At 42.4% G+C, this 17,598-nt stretch carries 15 protein-coding genes; all 15 read right to left on the reverse strand.

Translation table 11 applies throughout. The features are described 5' to 3' along the window. Positions 1–78 precede the first annotated feature (78 nt). The 15 genes from thrP to trxA all read right to left on the reverse strand — a co-directional run bounded on the left by thrP (position 79) and on the right by trxA (position 17,587). Entirely contained in the window at positions 79–1,455 is a 1,377-nt protein-coding gene (gene thrP / locus PR809_RS10610; RefSeq protein WP_166263937.1) for a bifunctional threonine/serine APC transporter ThrP, read from the reverse strand. Positions 1,456–1,744: 289 nt separating this feature from the next. Further along, positions 1,745–2,482 (reverse strand): lipopolysaccharide N-acetylmannosaminouronosyltransferase, encoded by a 738-nt coding sequence (wecG, locus tag PR809_RS10615; protein WP_166264485.1) that lies wholly within the window; start codon positions 2,480–2,482, stop codon positions 1,745–1,747. 54 nt (positions 2,483–2,536) lie between these two features. Beyond that, a complete protein-coding gene (gene wzyE / locus PR809_RS10620) occupies positions 2,537–3,892 on the reverse strand; it encodes an ECA oligosaccharide polymerase (RefSeq protein ID WP_094962456.1) in 1,356 nt (451 codons plus the stop codon). Further along, a complete protein-coding gene (locus PR809_RS10625) occupies positions 3,889–4,974 on the reverse strand; it encodes a TDP-N-acetylfucosamine:lipid II N-acetylfucosaminyltransferase (protein ID WP_102139874.1) in 1,086 nt (361 codons plus the stop codon). The genes wzyE and PR809_RS10625 overlap by 4 nt, the downstream gene beginning before the upstream one ends. Beyond that, a complete protein-coding gene (gene wzxE / locus PR809_RS10630; protein WP_102139873.1) occupies positions 4,971–6,221 on the reverse strand; it encodes a lipid III flippase WzxE in 1,251 nt (416 codons plus the stop codon). Before wzxE ends, PR809_RS10625 begins: the two co-directional genes overlap by 4 nt. Further along, positions 6,221–7,351: a dTDP-4-amino-4,6-dideoxygalactose transaminase gene (rffA, locus tag PR809_RS10635; RefSeq protein ID WP_102139872.1), complete on the reverse strand. Its 1,131-nt coding sequence runs from the start codon at positions 7,349–7,351 to the stop codon at positions 6,221–6,223. The genes wzxE and rffA overlap by 1 nt, the downstream gene beginning before the upstream one ends. Continuing rightward, positions 7,338–8,078, reverse strand: coding sequence for a dTDP-4-amino-4,6-dideoxy-D-galactose acyltransferase (rffC, locus tag PR809_RS10640; protein ID WP_102139871.1), 741 nt, complete (start codon positions 8,076–8,078; stop codon positions 7,338–7,340). The genes rffA and rffC overlap by 14 nt, the downstream gene beginning before the upstream one ends. Next, positions 8,056–8,937: a glucose-1-phosphate thymidylyltransferase RfbA gene (gene rfbA, locus PR809_RS10645; protein ID WP_102139870.1), complete on the reverse strand. Its 882-nt coding sequence runs from the start codon at positions 8,935–8,937 to the stop codon at positions 8,056–8,058. Before rfbA ends, rffC begins: the two co-directional genes overlap by 23 nt. Before the next feature lie 8 nt (positions 8,938–8,945). Further along, the gene (rffG, locus tag PR809_RS10650) at positions 8,946–10,019 is read right to left on the reverse strand and encodes a dTDP-glucose 4,6-dehydratase (RefSeq protein ID WP_181489940.1); all 1,074 of its coding nucleotides are present in this window, start codon (positions 10,017–10,019) and stop codon (positions 8,946–8,948) included. Then, positions 10,010–11,272 carry a UDP-N-acetyl-D-mannosamine dehydrogenase gene (gene wecC, locus PR809_RS10655; RefSeq protein ID WP_102139869.1) on the reverse strand — a complete coding sequence of 421 codons (1,263 nt, stop codon included), beginning with the start codon at positions 11,270–11,272 and terminating at the stop codon, positions 10,010–10,012. Before wecC ends, rffG begins: the two co-directional genes overlap by 10 nt. Further along, positions 11,269–12,399, reverse strand: a complete 1,131-nt coding sequence (wecB, locus tag PR809_RS10660; protein ID WP_102139868.1) for a non-hydrolyzing UDP-N-acetylglucosamine 2-epimerase — start codon at positions 12,397–12,399, stop codon at positions 11,269–11,271. Before wecB ends, wecC begins: the two co-directional genes overlap by 4 nt. Positions 12,400–12,496: 97 nt before the next feature. Then, entirely contained in the window at positions 12,497–13,555 is a 1,059-nt protein-coding gene (gene wzzE, locus PR809_RS10665; protein ID WP_195697884.1) for an ECA polysaccharide chain length modulation protein, read from the reverse strand. 29 nt (positions 13,556–13,584) lie between these two features. Further along, positions 13,585–14,670, reverse strand: coding sequence for a UDP-N-acetylglucosamine--undecaprenyl-phosphate N-acetylglucosaminephosphotransferase (gene wecA / locus PR809_RS10670; RefSeq protein WP_102139866.1), 1,086 nt, complete (start codon positions 14,668–14,670; stop codon positions 13,585–13,587). Between the two features lie 626 nt (positions 14,671–15,296). Continuing rightward, entirely contained in the window at positions 15,297–16,556 is a 1,260-nt protein-coding gene (gene rho, locus PR809_RS10675) for a transcription termination factor Rho (RefSeq protein ID WP_004906109.1), read from the reverse strand. A gap of 704 nt (positions 16,557–17,260) precedes the next feature. Continuing rightward, complete coding sequence (gene trxA, locus PR809_RS10680; protein WP_102139865.1) at positions 17,261–17,587, reverse strand: thioredoxin TrxA; 327 nt, start codon at positions 17,585–17,587, stop codon at positions 17,261–17,263. Between the last annotated feature and the right edge of the window lie 11 nt (positions 17,588–17,598).

Here is a 17,598-nt window from a genome sequence, read left to right on the forward strand (position 1 = left end):
ATCCATTTCGTCGAGAAAGAGAGCATATTTACCCTCTTTTCACTGTACCGCTAATAAAAATCAACCAAAATACGGCGATTAAACTTTTGCATTACGGTTATTGAACAGACGAATGATGAAATAAAGCAGGGAAACGCCCCCTAAAAAGATAGCTCCCACGATTAAAGATAAGCGAGTATCTGGGTTAATCGCCATTCCAACCAAAACGCAGGCTAAAAATAGTAAGGTTGCATAGTTAACCCACGGAAAAAGAATCGATTTGAAAGGGTGTCCGATAAGTTTTTCTTTGTTTTGTTGTCGAAAACGGATTTGACTGGTCAATAGCACTAGCCAAGGCACCATTCCGGGTAACACACTCGCACTATAGACATACACAAAGACTTTCTCTGGATTCGGTATGATGTAATTCAGGCTTGATCCGGCCACTAAGCAAAGGATAGTAAAACCTACACAACGTGCCGGCACACCGTTCTTTGTTAATTTCAATAATGAGCGAGGCAACTGTTTATTTTGCGCTAAGGCATACAGCATCCGTCCACCACTATACATCCCGCTATTACAGCCAGATAACGCTGCGGTTAACACCACAAAGTTAATCACCGCTGCGGCAGATACAATACCGACTTTCGCAAAGGTGAGAACAAATGGACTACCTTGAGAACCCACTTCAGTCCACGGAAACAGCGTTACAACAATAAAGATAGCGCCCACATAAAAAATTAATATGCGCCATAAAATATTATTGATCGCCTTTCTTAACGTGACTTGAGGATTTTTCGCCTCACCCGCAGTGATCCCAACCAGCTCAACCCCTTGATAAGAGGCCACAACGATACACAAAGCAAATAAGAAGCCTTTCCAGCCCCCGGCAAAGAAACCACCATGTTCGGTAAGGTTCGCAAGCCCAATCGGCTCAAAGTTATTACCCAGACCAAAAAAAATCAGCCCTAAACCAATTAAAATCATCACCACAATCGTGGTCACTTTGATCATGGCAAACCAGAACTCAAGCTCTCCATACAGCCGTACAGCGGCTAAGTTAGCTAATGCCACTAATACCACTGCAATAATGGCAAAAATCCATTGCGGCACATCAGGGAACCAATATTCGGCATATACGCCAATGGCCGTGATCTCAGAAATACCGACAGCCACCCACATAAACCAGTAGCCCCATGCGGTGAGACATCCCCAAAATGGACTTAAATATTTATAACCAAACGAAGCAAAAGAACCCGTTACAGGCTCAAGAAATAGCATTTCCCCCATTGAGCGCATAATGAAGAAAACAAAAATTCCTGCGATGATATAAGCCAGTAAAACAGAAGGTCCCGCCCATTTTAGTGTACTGGCGGATCCCATAAATAACCCAACGCCAATAGTTCCACCGAGCGCAATCAGCTCGATATGGCGTGCTTCTAACCCACGTTGAAGCCCCTGCTGTGGATTTCCCATACATACCCCTGTCAAAGTTAGATATTTAAAATGCAGTTTTAATTGAAACTCAGTTAGTAATAATCACTGCAATTATTTGAAAAGCATTAATTAGGCGATTAAAAAAATGCCATAGCCGCAAGATTAAGCACAAACTGGTGCGAATATGATTATTTTTGAGGGATTATAGAAATATTTGAAGGAAGAGACCAGTAATTCGGAGAATTCAGACCGCAAGCAAAAGTTTAAGCCTACTTGCGGTCAGTAAAATACATCGATAATAACGATAAAAATCAAATAATTACAAAAATCACAGCTTGCCACCGTAATAGTAGCCTAAAAATTTCAGTAATTTAAACTGACGAGTAATACGAGAAGGTTGAGATAATAAGCGATACAACCATTCCAGACCTAAGTTTTGCCAAACTTTCGGGGCGCGTTTAACATGCCCTGTAAACACATCATAAGTCCCCCCAACACCCATATATAACGCATCAGGGTGGACTGTTCGGCAATCACGCATAAACAGTTCTTGTTTCGGGGAACCCATCGCAACAGTAACAATTTTGGCACCACTTGCACGAATACGTTCGAACAATGCACTTCGGTCTTCAGCAGTAAAATAACCGTTTTGCGAGCCAACAATGTTCACATTCCACTGCGAGCGCAGCTTGCTTTCGGTTTGTTCTAGGATTTCTGGTTTGCCACCCACTAAGAAAACCGGCGTACCTTCTTTACCGGCTCTTTCCATTAAGCCTTCCCATAAGTCAGCACCAGCCACGCGGGAAACTTCAGCTTGAGGATATTTACGGCGAATAGCACGGACAATACTAATTCCATCAGCATACAAATATTCGGCTTGGCCTAGTAATGTATTTAAAGCCGTATCTTGTTCAGCGATCATCACTTTTTCTGCATTAATCGCAACGAGTGTTCCCGTTTTCGTTTCCCCATCAGCAAATAAGTAGTCTAAAAAGTGGGCCATATCTTTAAAGCCCCAAATATTATGACCACGAATACTATATTGTGGAATAGATGATTGTGGAATAGATGACTGTGTAACTGATGAAGACTGAGTTGATGACGATTCCATGATACTCCTTTAGCGGCTTTCACGCTGTTGGCTTCTTAAAAAAGAAGCTGTTTTTGTGCGAATAAGCCCTGCACTTTCAAATAACCAATACAGTAATTTTGCTAACACCAGACACAGTCCGAATATTAAGCAAAAGAAAACCACCCGTGAGACGAAAGAATCCACGCCTTCACGCGCTAAAACAATAATGTTAAAAATGGCGCCAAAACAAAATGCCTGCATAATGGCGGCCTTATAGCGATTCGGTTCTTTCAGGCTCATGCCATAGATCCAATCAAACCATTTGATGATAAGCCCCACAACGATGGCTCCGAGAGGTATAAAAATCACCCCGCCCATCACCACTAATGAACCAATCAGTGTTGGCGAAATTGCCAGCCCAGAATGGTTGTTGAGCACTTCCCACGTAAAATAGTTGGCAGAATTCAATACCGTATCTGGACGTTCTGGCCAAACCCAAGAAGGAATAAAAACATAAAAGTCACGGATAATCGGCGCTAGGCCTTGAAAATCCATCTCATCGTAATGACTCAGCAGCAATGCTAAGTTTTCCCACGGGGAGAATGTGTCCCGCGTTAAGTACAAGAAAGTGTAATACGCTTCAGCACCACTGACATCTAGGCCATAGCGTTTTAAGGCTAACCAGAACATCCCTACAATACTGGCGACCCCAGCCGCGGCTAGCATCCACAGCGTAATCCAACCTCTGACAATCCCAATAAATAAGAACAGCGCGAAGGCAATAATGATGTTCGCTCTTGTTCCCCCGACGATAACATAGGTTAAGAAACCAAATGCGACGGTACTAACAAGAAAGAAAATCCAGCGTTTCTGTGTTGGCCGCAAGAAATAAACAATCAACATTGCAGGAATGAAGAAATAGAAAAAGCGTTTTAATGCCACGCCAGAAACTTGGCTGGAGAAAATTTGGCTATAGGATTTTAACTTAAACAGCAAAAAACCGTTCTGCATGAAAAAGATACCAACTGTCACGACAGCAATCAGAATCAATAACAGACAGGTTAAATTCGTTTCCACTTTGTTCATGCTAAACAACGCGCGGCGTGGTGCATCCGGTTGCCTAGAAAGCCGTGTTTTATAAGCGACATAATAAATCGCATAAAAACTAGTTGCCGCTAGTTGGGCGTAAAGTAAGTAATCCGCCTTAACAACCGCAACATCAAATTGAAACACTAACGCACAGGTTAATGGAAAACCAAAGTAAAACGTCAATAAATACAGCATTGAGAAGAAAATATTGAAGTTAAACCGAGCACGTAAAAACTCTTTGTATAGCAAAGTACCAATAAAAATAATTGATATCAGGTAGACCAGTGCTAAGCCGCCTAATTCCGTCAGCGTCATGCTCGCTCCTCCACGGCTCTGAGAACGGCTTTCCAGCCCTCAGTAAAGTTGGGAGCAAAAAATTCAATATGGTGTTTATCTAATAAACTCATTTGGCGCTGAGCTTCGTCCACCAGCGGTATCGTCAGGTTGTCACCATAGAAAAACACAGGGACATTTTGAGCAGTTAAATCCTGCCAGAACGTATTTTGACGGCTGATTACAAACGGAATGCCAAATTGGATCAGCAAACAAACCGTTCCCACCCCTTGTTGGCGATTAAAAATAAAATAGCCAAGATCACAGGATTTGAGCAAATTCAGGTACTCGCTAAATTCCATGCGCTCTTTCAGGATTTCGACTTGTCCTGAAGTAAACTCACTATTTGCAGCCTGTTCGACTTGTTCAATATAGCCTTGGTTATTGGCAGGATAGCCCATTGGGACAATCACCTTAACCTCATCACCAAATTGCTGTTTAATCGCACTCAGTGCCTCTACATGGCGATTCGAACGGTCACCTGAGTTACCCAACAAAATAGTCAGTTGAGCGCCTTCACGCACCTTAGGCTCGCTTATTGTTAATGCAGGGTCCATTCGTGTTGGAAAATACAACACTGTCGCAGGTACTTTCGGGTTCGACTGGTGGAAATAACACAAATCCCCGCGTGTAGCACACACGTGCCCTACTTTTTTCTGCGCTAGACGACGTAAGATATAGAATAACTTAAATTTTAATGAGCTAGACTCTTCATAGAGGTCAGCTCCCCATATATGCCACCAAAACTGATGGGATTTGATTTGGCCAAATAACAGCGCTAGCCAAATAGGCGCATTGAATTGCCCATGAAAGAAAAAGCGAGTACGGCGATTTGCCTTGGCACGCTGTATAACACTATTGGCAATAGCCTGTTTATTCGCAAAAACATCTATTTTTAGCTGAGGATAAGCGTCAGCAAGCTGCGCATCGTCGCTTACGACCATAAAATGCGGTGTTGATGACGGAGCGATTTCTGCTTGGCAAATGACGTCATTAAAAAACGTCAATACCGTCTGATTGTGGTGTGGGAGGTTCGATCCCAGTACATGTATTAAGGTTGTCATGCTCGCCTACGGTAAATCAAAAATACGCAACAACATAAGGTAAAATAGACAATATAAGTGGCCATATAAGCCTGAGTTGCACCTACTGCGCCATGTTCAGGGATTAGCCAATGCGCAAAACCCGTTAATAATATAAATTGACTCACTTCAGTAAGGACATAAAAACGCAATGCGGCTTTGGCAATAACCAAATAGCCAAATACGTAAGCCCCCACTTTCAATACATCGCCGACCAGCTGCCATGCAAACAGGTCTCGCATACCTGTAAATTCTTTTGAGAACAGCAACCAAATCGCAAAATCACGTAGTAACCAAACCGTAAAACTGACAACCGCAACGGCAGGTAAAACAAATTTCAATGCTTTAACAATTTCGGCTGAAATTTCATTTTTATGTTGCAAACGCGATAAAGTCGGCAACAAATACACTGAAAATGTCGCGGTAATAAACTGCAAATAGGCGTCTGAAATGGTGGTCACACCGGTCCATAACCCCACTTCATCCCAACTATAGGTTTGGGCGAGTAGGTTTCGCATCATGATATAAGCGACTGGCAACGTGACTGCTGTTAACATCGCCATGACCGTAAATTTGCCTAAATTAGTCGCAATCGCTTTGTCCCATGCGGGCTTCAATGACGATAACGCAAATTGCTTACGTTTAATTACCATCCCAGCCGCAGGCAGTACCACGAGTGCAGGCACTAATGCTAACCCTGCGAGAGCGCCTTCATACCCACCAACCAGATAGCATAAATAATAGGCAACAACTCCGATTATGCTACCCAAAATAATGGCTAATGCGTTTGCCGATGCGTCTCGGTAGCCCTTCAAAATAGCCAGGAAATAGTTCGCATACGCGATACCCATTTGAATTAAAGCGACTATTTGAATAACCGAGCTGTATTTTTCACTATCAAACAACGCTACGCTGATTGGCGCACTGCAAAGTAAAAAGATAAGCGCCAGTAGCGCTGAAAACCCTAGAATAATCGTCGATGACGTTCCCAGAACCGCACGTAATTTTTGTGGGTCTTGGTGGTGCTCTGCAACATATTTTGTGACACCATTGAAAATCCCTGCACCAGATAACACCCCTAGTACAGTAATCAATTGGCGGAAGTTACCCGCTAGCCCTACACCGCTGGGCCCAAATGAGACTGCAAACAACTTAACGATTAACAGGCCTACCCCGATTTTAATCAGGGTAGAGCCAGCAGTCCAAACCGATGCTTTAGCAAGAGACATTAGGCAAAGAACGCTTTGATTCGCTCAATGACTGTCTGCTGTTCATCATCAGTCATGTTGTAGAACATCGGTAAACGCACTAAGCGGTCACTTTCTGATGTTGTATATTTATCTTCACCATGGAAACGGCCAAACTCGATACCCGCAGGGCTAGTATGCAATGCAACATAGTGGAATACCGTCAAAATACCATGAGATTTCATATAATCATTGAACTCGGTACGCTCGTCGATATCTTTAAGTTTGATATAGAACATATGGGCATTGTGTTTTAAGCCTTCTGGCACAGTTGCTAAGACTAAGCGTCCTGCATCAACCAATGGCTGCAACGCTTCATCATAACGTTTCCATAGTAGTAAACGGCGGTCGTTAATTTTGTCCGCTTCTTCTAACTGTGCCCATAGGTAAGCCGCTTGCAAATCAGACAACAAGTAGCTTGAGCCGATGTCACGCCATGTGTATTTATCCACTTGGCCGCGGAAAAATTGGCTACGATTCGTCCCTTTTTCACGGATCACTTCTGCACGGCTAATCAAGTCTTTATCATTGATAAGCGTTGCCCCACCTTCACCGCCTGAAGAGTAGTTTTTCGTTTCATGGAAGCTATAGCAACCAATGTGGCCGATGGTCCCCAGTGCTTTGCCTTTATAGGTCGACATCACACCTTGTGCCGCGTCTTCAATCACGAATAAATTGTGTTTTTTCGCAATGGCCATAATAGTGTCCATCTCACAAGCAACACCTGCATAGTGAACAGGAACGATGGCACGCGTACGTTCAGTGATTGCGGCTTCAATTTTAGTTTCATCAATATTCATAGTATCTGGGCGAATATCAACGAATACGATTTTCGCGCCACGTAACACGAATGCATTAGAGGTTGATACAAAAGTAAAGCTTGGCATGATAATTTCATCACCCGGCTTAGTATCAATCAGGATCGCCGCCATTTCTAATGAGGCCGTACAAGATGGCGTTAACTGCACTTTCGGGCAATTAAACCGTTTTTCCATCCATTCTTCACAACGTTTCGTGAAGCCACCGTCACCACACAGTTTGCCACTTTCCATGGCTTGTCTCATATACTCTAATTCAGTACCTACAACGGGTGGTTTATTAAATGGAATCATGTTGTCCCCTGTATAACCAATAGGCGGTACTGACAATTGCTGCACCGCTACGTGAATAAAGATTTAATGCCGCAACATTACTGATTTGCGTGGCCACATTTAACTGTCTTTTTTGGTGTTCCACACACCAATTAAATGCTGCTGACATCAACTTACGCCCCACACCTTGCCCTTTCGCTTCTGGCATTTTCGCTAGTAGGCCAACCCGCGCAGTTTCAGCATCCAGATGCCGTAAACTCACAAAGCCCAATATCGCACCAGACGCATCTTTAATCAGTAAACAAGTGTGGTCAAACGTGCCAAGTACTGATTTTTCTATCCACAACGCATAAAACTGACCGCTATCACCATCACGATACCAAGGTGCTCTAAAGCGGCTTTTGCTAAAGACAGACTCAGCGGCTTGTCGCAACGTAGGAATATCATCCACTTGTGCGACAACAATGCGATCTTCCGCTGTTAAACCTGCCTTTAAATAAGCATTTTCTGTGCCAATAGTCAGCGCGAAATCGATTTCACCTTCAACAAATGAAAAACCCATACCGGCTAAATCGTCAATCAGCTGCGTTTCAGACGCAGCGACTTTTGCTTGCACGATATCGTATTCATTTATTTGATAAGCAAGGAGGGTTTCGAGATTATCCCCCGTAAAATTCAACTTTGCCGTTGAGCGATGAAAAAATTCGCTCTCCCATGGCAAGCTCTCAATACTGGCGCGGACGGACACGTAATAAATCCTCTAAATATTGCCCATAACCTGTTTTTTTCAGCTGTTGTGCTGAAAAAGCGACTTGTTCATCTGTCAGCCAGCCGTTACGCCACGCGATTTCTTCCAAACAAGCAACTTTGAAACCTTGACGTTTTTCAACGGTTTGCACAAAGGTTCCCGCCTCAATGAGGCTATCGTGGGTGCCTGTATCTAACCAAGCAAAGCCGCGACCGAGCAATTCAACGTTTAGTTCGCCACGTTCTAAGTACATTTGGTTAATCGACGTAATTTCTAACTCGCCACGTTCAGAAGGTTTGACTTGTTTAGCAAATTCAACCACTTGCGAATCATAGAAATACAGCCCTGTCACCGCCCAATTCGATTTAGGCTTAACGGGTTTTTCTTCAATCGACAGTGCTTTAAAATTATCGTCAAATTCCACGACGCCAAAACGCTCAGGATCCATCACTTGGTAACCAAAAACCGTTGCGCCTTTTACTCGTTCAGCAACAGATTTCAATTTTGGGCTAAATGAATGGCCGAAAAAGATATTGTCGCCCAATACTAAACAGCACGAGTCACCATTGATGAACTCTTCACCGATGATAAACGCTTGCGCAAGGCCGTCTGGTGATGGCTGCTCCGCATAGCTCAGCTCAATCCCAAACTCGTGGCCATCCCCTAATAAACGCTTAAACATCGGCAAGTCGTCAGGGGTAGAGATGATTAAAATCTCACGGACTCCCGCTAACATCAGAACTGAAAGCGGGTAGTAAATCATCGGCTTATCGTAGATAGGCAATAACTGTTTAGAAATACCGCGAGTGATAGGATGCAAACGCGTCCCCGACCCTCCCGCTAATATAATACCTTTCATACTGTCACCTAATTTCCTAGACCTAAACGCTCGCCCGCATAAGAACCGTCTTGTACGCGGCGCCACCACGTTTCATTGTTCAAATACCACTGCACTGTTTTGCGGATACCTGATTCGAAGGTTTCTTGTGGCGTCCACCCCAATTCACGCTCAATTTTCGCGGCATCAATGGCATAACGCATATCGTGCCCCGGCCGGTCTTTCACATATGTGATTAAGTCACGGTAGTGCGCCACACCTTGTGGTTTTTGCGGGTGCAGCTCTTCAAGCAGCTCACAAATCGTTTCTACAACATCAATATTACGGCGCTCATTATGGCCACCAATATTATAGGTGGTGCCAGGTTGCGCAGTTGTCGCAACTAAATGCAGTGCGCGTGCATGGTCTTCAACAAACAGCCAGTCACGAATTTGCTCTCCTTTACCATAAACTGGCAGAGGTTTGCCTGCTAAGGCGTTCAAAATAATTAAAGGGATCAATTTCTCAGGAAAATGATACGGCCCGTAGTTATTTGAACAATTAGTGATCATCGTTGGCAGGCCATAGGTTCTTTGCCATGCACGAACTAAATGGTCACTCGATGCTTTCGATGCGGAATAAGGGCTACTTGGTGCATAAGGCGTGGTTTCTGTGAAGAAACCATCAGGCCCCTCGAGGTCACCATAAACTTCATCTGTTGAGATATGGTGAAAACGGAAAGCCGCTTTTTTCTCATCATTCAGTGCAGACCAGTAATGACGAGCCGCCTCTAACAGTGTGTAAGTCCCCACAATGTTAGTTTCGATAAATGCCGCAGGGCCATCAATTGAACGGTCAACATGGCTTTCTGCCGCTAAATGCATCACAGCATCGGGTTGATATTTTTCAAAAACAGCATCTAATGCAGCTCTATCACAAATATTCACCTGCTCAAAAGCATAGCGCGGGTTATTCGCAACCGTTGCAAGAGACTCTAAGTTACCTGCATAGGTTAAACAATCCAGAACCACTGCGCTGTCGTCAGTATTTTCAATAATATGACGAACAACAGCAGAGCCGATAAACCCGGCGCCTCCAGTGATTAAAATGCGTTTCAACGCCATACTCCTTTTGTATCCACGACCCATTTTTGTGGGATCGCAGAACCTTGGATGCCTTTGAACATATTGTGGTCAACTAACATTAAGATCACATCGGCTTCATTAACGGCTTGTTCAATCGAAACCAGCTCAGAAATACCTTTTAAAGAGGTCGGTAATTCATGGATGTGTGGCTCAACCGCATACGTTTTACCTGGGTTCCAGTTCGCCACCATTTTGGTGATGTGCATTGCTGGGCTTTCACGTAAATCATCAATATTCGGTTTAAATGACAGTCCGAAACAGGCAATTGTCACTTCACTGGCTTTTTTACCCGTTTCCACTAAGCAATCAGCCACTGCCGCTTTCACTTGGTCAACAACCCAAATTGGTTTGCCATCATTGACTAAACGAGCGGTATGAATAAGACGTGATTGTTTTGGATTTTGCGCAACAATAAACCATGGGTCAACCGCGATGCAGTGCCCACCAACCCCCGGGCCTGGCTGCAAAATATTAACGCGTGGATGACGATTCGCGAGGCTGATTAACTCCCACACATTGATGTCTTGTTCAGCACAAATTAATGACAATTCATTCGCAAAAGCAATATTCACATCGCGGAAGCTATTTTCCGTTAACTTACACATTTCCGCGGTTCTTGAGTTAGTAATTACACACTCACCTTCAAGGAAAATATTGTATAACTCACTAGCACGCAGGGAGGATTTTGGGGTCATTCCACCAACAACGCGGTCATTTTTAATTAATTCGACCATCACTTGGCCTGGTAACACGCGCTCAGGGCAGTATGCGACATCGATATCGGCTTCTTCACCTGCTTGGTGGGGGAAAGTTAAATCAGGGCGAGCAGCTGCCATCCACTCTGCCATTTGCTCTGTTGTTCCTACTGGCGATGTAGACTCAAGGATGACTAAATCGCCTTTCTTCAATACTGGAGCAACTGACTCAGCGGCAGCACGTACATACGCGAGGTCAGGTTCGTGTTCGCCTTTAAATGGCGTAGGCACAGCAATCAGATAAGCATCCGCAGGTTGCGGCTTAGTAAAGGCTTTCAGGTGGCCTTCTTCAACTGCCTTTTTGACCACGATATCCAGTTCTGGCTCCACGATGTGGATTTTACCTTGATTAATAGTATCAACGGCATGTTGGTTAACATCGACACCAACCACTTGTTTTTTACGTGATGCAAAGGCTGCTGCTGTTGGTAAACCAATATAACCAAGGCCAATAACAGAAATAGTTTCAAAACTCATAATTTCACCTGATTACTTTTCAATGCTGCAAGAATACGCTGACAAGCATGACCATCCCCATAAGGGTTATGTGCGCGGCTCATTTCGTGATACTCCGCGTCATCTGTCAGTAACCGATTAACTTCTTTCACAATTTTTTGTGTGTCTGTTCCCACAAGACGAACCGTTCCTGCATCAACTGCTTCTGGTCGTTCTGTGGTATCTCTCATTACCAAAACAGGCTTACCGAGAGAAGGCGCTTCCTCTTGAATACCGCCTGAATCTGTTAAAATTAAATAAGCATGATTCATTAAATAAACAAATGGTAGGTAGTCTTGAGGGCTAATTAAAATAATATTATCAATATCATGCAGTATACGTTTAACAGGCTCACTCACATTTGGATTTAAGTGAACTGGGTAGACAACTTGCACATCTGGATGTGCTTGTGCAATTTCTGCCAGCGCATGACAAATCCGCTCAAAACCGCCACCAAAACTTTCACGACGGTGGCCTGTGACTAAAATCATTTTTTTATTTGGGTCGATAAACGGATAGTTTGCGGCCAGTTTCTCCATCATATACTGGTCGCTCATGACTTTATCACGTACCCACAATAGCGCATCAATAACACTATTTCCGGTGACAAAAATATGGCTGTCAGGAATAGACTCTTTTAACAGATTTTGGCGTGAGTTTTCAGTTGGGGCGAAGTGATACATTGCTAAATGCCCAGCAATCTTACGGTTTGCTTCCTCAGGCCATGGAGAATACAGGTCTCCTGTACGTAACCCAGCTTCAACGTGCCCTACAGGTATACGATGGTAAAATGCCGCAAGGCTAGTTGCCATCGTCGTTGCGGTGTCGCCATGAACAAGAACAACATCCGGTTGAAAATCAGCAAAAACGCTTTTCAACCCTTCAAGAATACGACATGTGATATCAGTTAAATCTTGCCCTGGTTTCATAATATTGAGATCGTAATCTGGAATGATCTCAAACAGTTTCAGTACTTGATCTAGCATTTCACGATGCTGTGCTGTAACACAAACTTTGGCTTCAAAGTCTGCATCTTCAGCTAATGCATGAACCAGTGGTGCCATTTTAATGGCTTCAGGTCGTGTGCCGAATACAGTCAATACTTTCACAGTGACTCTCTTATATTTATCTTTCGCAGTGAGCTGCTTTTGTAATCTTAATAACTTTATATGCCACTGGTAAATTCACCAGTGGCTTATCCCAAAATCAAGATGGGCGGCGGCGAGCAAGTACCACACCGGCACCTACTAACATCCCTATGGCTCCCCATAGAACCATCATAAAGGCTCGACGAGGACTATCGCGTTTAACGGGCTCTTCAGGCGTTCGTAAATAGCGATATGCTTGAAAATTATCTTGGAGGGTAGGCCCTACGCTCAATGTTGATAACATGGCAATATTTTGATCGTAATCACTATCGTGATCGGGCCCAGTTGCTTTCAATGTTTCAATCTGTGCTTGTAATAAAGGGGCACCTAACATAAACATTTTAGAATCTGGAATTTCATCCACAGGCGTTGCACTTTGATTACGTACAATACCTTGTTTTTCAGCAACTTTTAGTGCTTGTTCTAAAGCATTCAAACGACGTTCATAAGCAGCCTTTGCCACCATGTCTTCGCGTTTAACCAATGCCTTCATAGATTGCATTTTCGTAGCCCAAGTGCCTTTAATTTCATCATTGAGATTCGTTGTCGCACGTTGGTTAGCGAACTGAGTATATTGACGCAGCAACTGGTTCGCATCAGCGGAAGTTTCCGCCACTAACTTAATGCTATCTGTTAAATTTTTGACTTCATCTGCTGGCGTAAACTCAATATCGTTGATGAGCTCATCCAATAATGCGGCATCTGCTTTAGGGTCATTCTCTAAACGCTGCTTATAGTAATCTGTATTTAGCCAAAACTGACGACGCGTATCATAAGAGCCGAGCTGCTTGGTGAATTCTTGATAAGCTTCTTTTGCGATTGTCGGTAATTGCCCTTCTACCCCCGTATTATTAATACGGGAATCGAGGTTGCGCAGAAATTGTTGCTGAGAATAGTAACTTCCCAGATTATTGACGGTTGGTAAATCCGTAATTGCTGTCGCACTCCACTTTGGCTGCATAAAATAGGACGCTCCCAAAGCAATTGCAGCAAAAATAACGGCAAATGCAACGATCCAAATTTTACCTTGCCACAGTGAGCGACATAAACCACGGATATCCAATTCCGGCTCTATTGGCGATTGATGCTGACTCGGTTGTGTTTCTGAGTTATTCACTGCACAGAACCTCTATTTTCGTTTTGTCGTTACCGTACTGCTCCTCTACGTGCTCTACGTCTTACTCGCTTAATAAAACGGGCGACTTTCCAAGCTCGTTTGATGCAGTAACCATACATCATAAATACAAGCAAAAATAATGCCAACATTACCCATTCAGGTACAAATGTTAAATGTTCACCAATAATACCAACACACGCTAAAGCGGCTGCTGATAATGTAATCAGCACAAATGCCCCTTTTGGTGTAAAGCCAGAACGCATAATTAAATGGTGAATGTGTTGGCGATCTGGTGAAAATGGGCTCATGCCTTTACGAATACGTCGATACATAATGGCAACCATATCCATTAGAGGGATCGCAATAATCCATAAAGCGGTAACTGGGTTAATCGGATGTACTTCTTCTTGGGTCGAAGCCACAAGGATCCAAATAATAGTGAACCCAATCAGTGTACTTCCCGCATCCCCCATGAAGACTTTAAAGCGACGACCTAGCACGCCTAAATTCAGAAGAATATAAGGAAGGATAGCTGCAATAAAGGCAAAACACCAAAATGCTAACGCGTAGTTACCGTTTTGATATAACAAAAAGCCAAGAGCACCAAAAGAAACAGACGATAAACCACCCAATAGTCCATCAATGCCATCAACCATGTTAAAAGCGTTAATTGCTGCCCATACCGCAAATAAAGTGACGATATAACCGAATGGACCCAGCACCAGTTCCCATGGGCCAAAGGCATGGCCAAGTGATTCAAGTTTCAACCCTGCCGCTGTCATCATCACAACTGCAACGATCGCTTGGATACCAGCCCTTAATTTCACACTGATATCAAACCTATCATCTAATGCGCCAATAAAAACGAGTAATCCTGCACAAGCGATATATAGCCACTTATGAGGAATGTATTCTCCGGTGATATAAAATGCAAAACAGATCCCAAAGAAAACGGAAATTCCCCCAACAAGAGGAACTAATCCTACGTGTTTCTTTCTGAAATTAGGTTTATCAACTAACCCGATTTTTATTGCAACAACTCGAGCCAGAAAAATAAAAACTAATGAAAACAAGAAAACGTAGAAGAGATTGGTTACAAAGTGTATGGTGTCCACTGTTCGACTCTCTTAATCTTTATATTTAACTTTCAAAACTAATTTTTTAGCGAATGCTGGTAAACAAGCATACGCCAATGCATTATCATCTTAGTACTGGAATCCGCTATAAGACGAATCTTTATTCATAAAGAGATCCCTGTAACATTATTAGTTTTCACACTTTATTAGTGTGTTTGATTTAATAACGAAACATCCCTTAATTTTATACTGAATAGCTGCAATATGCATGCCATAAAAGCAATACTCTAAAATTGCGTTAATCGATTGATGTTTAAATAAGCGCTTGATGATTAAATAATAAAGTGATGAAAATAAATTTAATGCTAATCACAAAATAAATATAAACATAGTATTTATCTTTTAATTCAGTTGGTTAACTTGCATGCATTGGTGTTTTTATCGTTTATCATTAATGTTCTAATAAAAATCTCGCCTATTTATTCAATGTTATTTATAAACAAAGCAATAAAACGGCATCTTAATCCATTGAACTCAATCAGCAAAATATTAAGCCTTACTTAATATGATATGTTTTAATTTTTATACGCGACTACCGTGTATAAAAAACAAAAAAAGGTGCCATAACAGGCACCTTTTTTATAATACACAGAGAACCTTAACGGTTACGCTCTTTTCATAAAATCAAAGAACTCTTCGTTAGTTTTCGTCATCGCTAATTTACTGATGAGGAACTCCATTGCATCGATTTCGCCCATTGGGTGAATGATCTTACGCAGGATCCACATTTTTTGTAACTCATCTTGCGATGTCAGTAACTCTTCTTTACGCGTACCAGAACGGTTGTAGTCTATTGCAGGGAAAACACGTTTTTCTGCAATCTTACGAGACAGGTGCAGTTCCATGTTACCTGTACCTTTAAACTCTTCGTAAATAACTTCATCCATCTTAGAACCGGTATCAACCAGTGCAGTTGCAATGATTGTCAGGCTTCCACCTTCTTCAACATTACGAGCAGCACCGAAGAAACGTTTTGGACGGTGTAATGCGTTAGCATCCACACCACCGGTTAATACTTTCCCAGAGGAAGGTACAACGGTGTTGTATGCACGGGCCAGACGCGTAATAGAGTCGAGTAAAATGATAACGTCTTTTTTATGTTCAACTAGACGTTTCGCTTTCTCAATCACCATCTCAGCGACTTGAACGTGACGTGCTGCAGGCTCATCGAAAGTTGAAGCGATTACTTCACCTTTAACTAAACGCTGCATTTCTGTCACTTCCTCAGGACGTTCATCGATCAACAGAACCATCAGAACGCAATCAGGATAATTGTGTGCAATATTTGCTGCAATGTTTTGCAGCAACATTGTTTTACCCGCTTTCGGTGGAGCAACAATCAGACCACGTTGGCCACGACCGATTGGCGCCGCAAGATCCAGTACACGTGCAGTTAAATCTTCAGTTGAACCGTTACCACGTTCCATACGCAGACGACGGTTTGCATGCAATGGAGTTAGGTTTTCGAAAAGAATTTTACTGCGGGCATTTTCAGGTTTGTCGTAGTTAACTTCGTTGACTTTTAGGAGGGCAAAATAACGTTCACCTTCTTTAGGAGGACGAATTTTTCCTGAAATTGTGTCACCTGTACGTAAGTTAAAACGGCGGATTTGGCTAGGAGAAACGTAGATATCATCAGGACCTGCGAGGTAAGAACTGTCTGCTGAACGGAGGAAACCAAATCCATCCTGCAATATTTCCAGTACGCCATCGCCGAAAATATCTTCGCCACTTTTCGCATGCTGCTTCAAAATAGAGAAAATAATATCCTGCTTTCTCATACGGGCTAAGTTCTCTAGCCCCATGTTTTCGCCTAACGTAATCAATTCTGATACTGGCGTATTTTTTAATTCGGTAAGATTCATAATGGTGGGTTCTTTAACTCGGGGTAATTCTCGAACTATGAACGTAAATTGACGGCAGCTTATTATTAAGTGCCAGTTTAACTTTATACTGCCCTGCTGATCGCTAATTTTTACCAAAAGCAAACAGCAATGCAAAAAAATCTTGTGCTAGCCATTACTAAGATTACTCTAACATTTGACTGCAACTCATCTTGATGATGTGTGGCATATTATTAGAAACACAGACAATATTAGCAATAGTTTTTTGTACATTTAGGACAACATCCATCCCAATATCGCAAATTTAATGTCAGATTAGCATTAAAAAACACATAACAGCTCAATGCCAACCTTCTCCCACTTCATTTTTATATCCAAAAGATATAAAAATATTGAATTTCACTATGTTCGTTTATGCACTATCTTTAATTCATATGAAGGATACATTGAAACAGAAGATATTGAATACGGCTATAACTCAACGTCTAAACTTTCAATTTCATATTTAAAATCATTATGTCATCAGTTTTTTGATCAAAAAAGACATCACAATACTGAACTAACAAGCTAGATATGTAAGATAAGAGCAATGGAATACAAGGTAATTCATATGGGTGCTATACGAGGAATAAAGATAACTTATCATGCTTAAGTGAAGACGTCTAGCGGCTCTCTAGATAAAATAGATATACCGCTAAACGTTTTAGCTTACATATAACGATAACTTACAGATTTTCGTCTAAAAATTCTTTCAGTTGCGTTTTTGATAATGCACCGACTTTCGTTGCTGCGACTTCACCATTTTTGAATAAAAGCAAGGTCGGGATACCACGAATTCCATATTTTGGAGCAGTACCTGGGTTTTCATCAATATTCAGTTTTGTGATAGTCAGTTTGCCTGTATATTCTTCAGCAACTTCATCAAGAATAGGCGCGATCATTTTACAAGGACCACACCATGCTGCCCAAAAATCGACGAGAACAGGTGAACTTGCGTTCAAAACTTCAGTTGCAAAACTTGCATCAGTTATATGTATAATTTTATCGCTCATGTTGTACTCCA

Source organism: Providencia sp. PROV201 (genome assembly GCF_028479545.1).
GTDB classification, from domain to species: Bacteria; Pseudomonadota; Gammaproteobacteria; order Enterobacterales; family Enterobacteriaceae; genus Providencia; species Providencia huaxiensis.

What these genes read in the sequence shown, in the direction of transcription:
- wzyE (WP_094962456.1), bottom strand. Translation starts at nt 3,892, where the DNA reads ATGACGCTGACGGAATTAGGCGGCTTAGCACTGGTCTACCTGATATCA.
- PR809_RS10625 (WP_102139874.1), bottom strand. Translation starts at nt 4,974, where the DNA reads ATGACAACCTTAATACATGTACTGGGATCGAACCTCCCACACCACAAT.
- wzxE (WP_102139873.1), bottom strand. Translation starts at nt 6,221, where the DNA reads ATGTCTCTTGCTAAAGCATCGGTTTGGACTGCTGGCTCTACCCTGATT.
- wecC (WP_102139869.1), bottom strand. Translation starts at nt 11,272, where the DNA reads ATGAGTTTTGAAACTATTTCTGTTATTGGCCTTGGTTATATTGGTTTA.
- rfbA (WP_102139870.1), bottom strand. Translation starts at nt 8,937, where the DNA reads ATGAAAGGTATTATATTAGCGGGAGGGTCGGGGACGCGTTTGCATCCT.
- rho (WP_004906109.1), bottom strand. Translation starts at nt 16,556, where the DNA reads ATGAATCTTACCGAATTAAAAAATACGCCAGTATCAGAATTGATTACG.
- rffA (WP_102139872.1), bottom strand. Translation starts at nt 7,351, where the DNA reads ATGATTCCATTTAATAAACCACCCGTTGTAGGTACTGAATTAGAGTAT.
- thrP (WP_166263937.1), bottom strand. Translation starts at nt 1,455, where the DNA reads ATGGGAAATCCACAGCAGGGGCTTCAACGTGGGTTAGAAGCACGCCAT.
- rffG (WP_181489940.1), bottom strand. Translation starts at nt 10,019, where the DNA reads ATGGCGTTGAAACGCATTTTAATCACTGGAGGCGCCGGGTTTATCGGC.
- trxA (WP_102139865.1), bottom strand. Translation starts at nt 17,587, where the DNA reads ATGAGCGATAAAATTATACATATAACTGATGCAAGTTTTGCAACTGAA.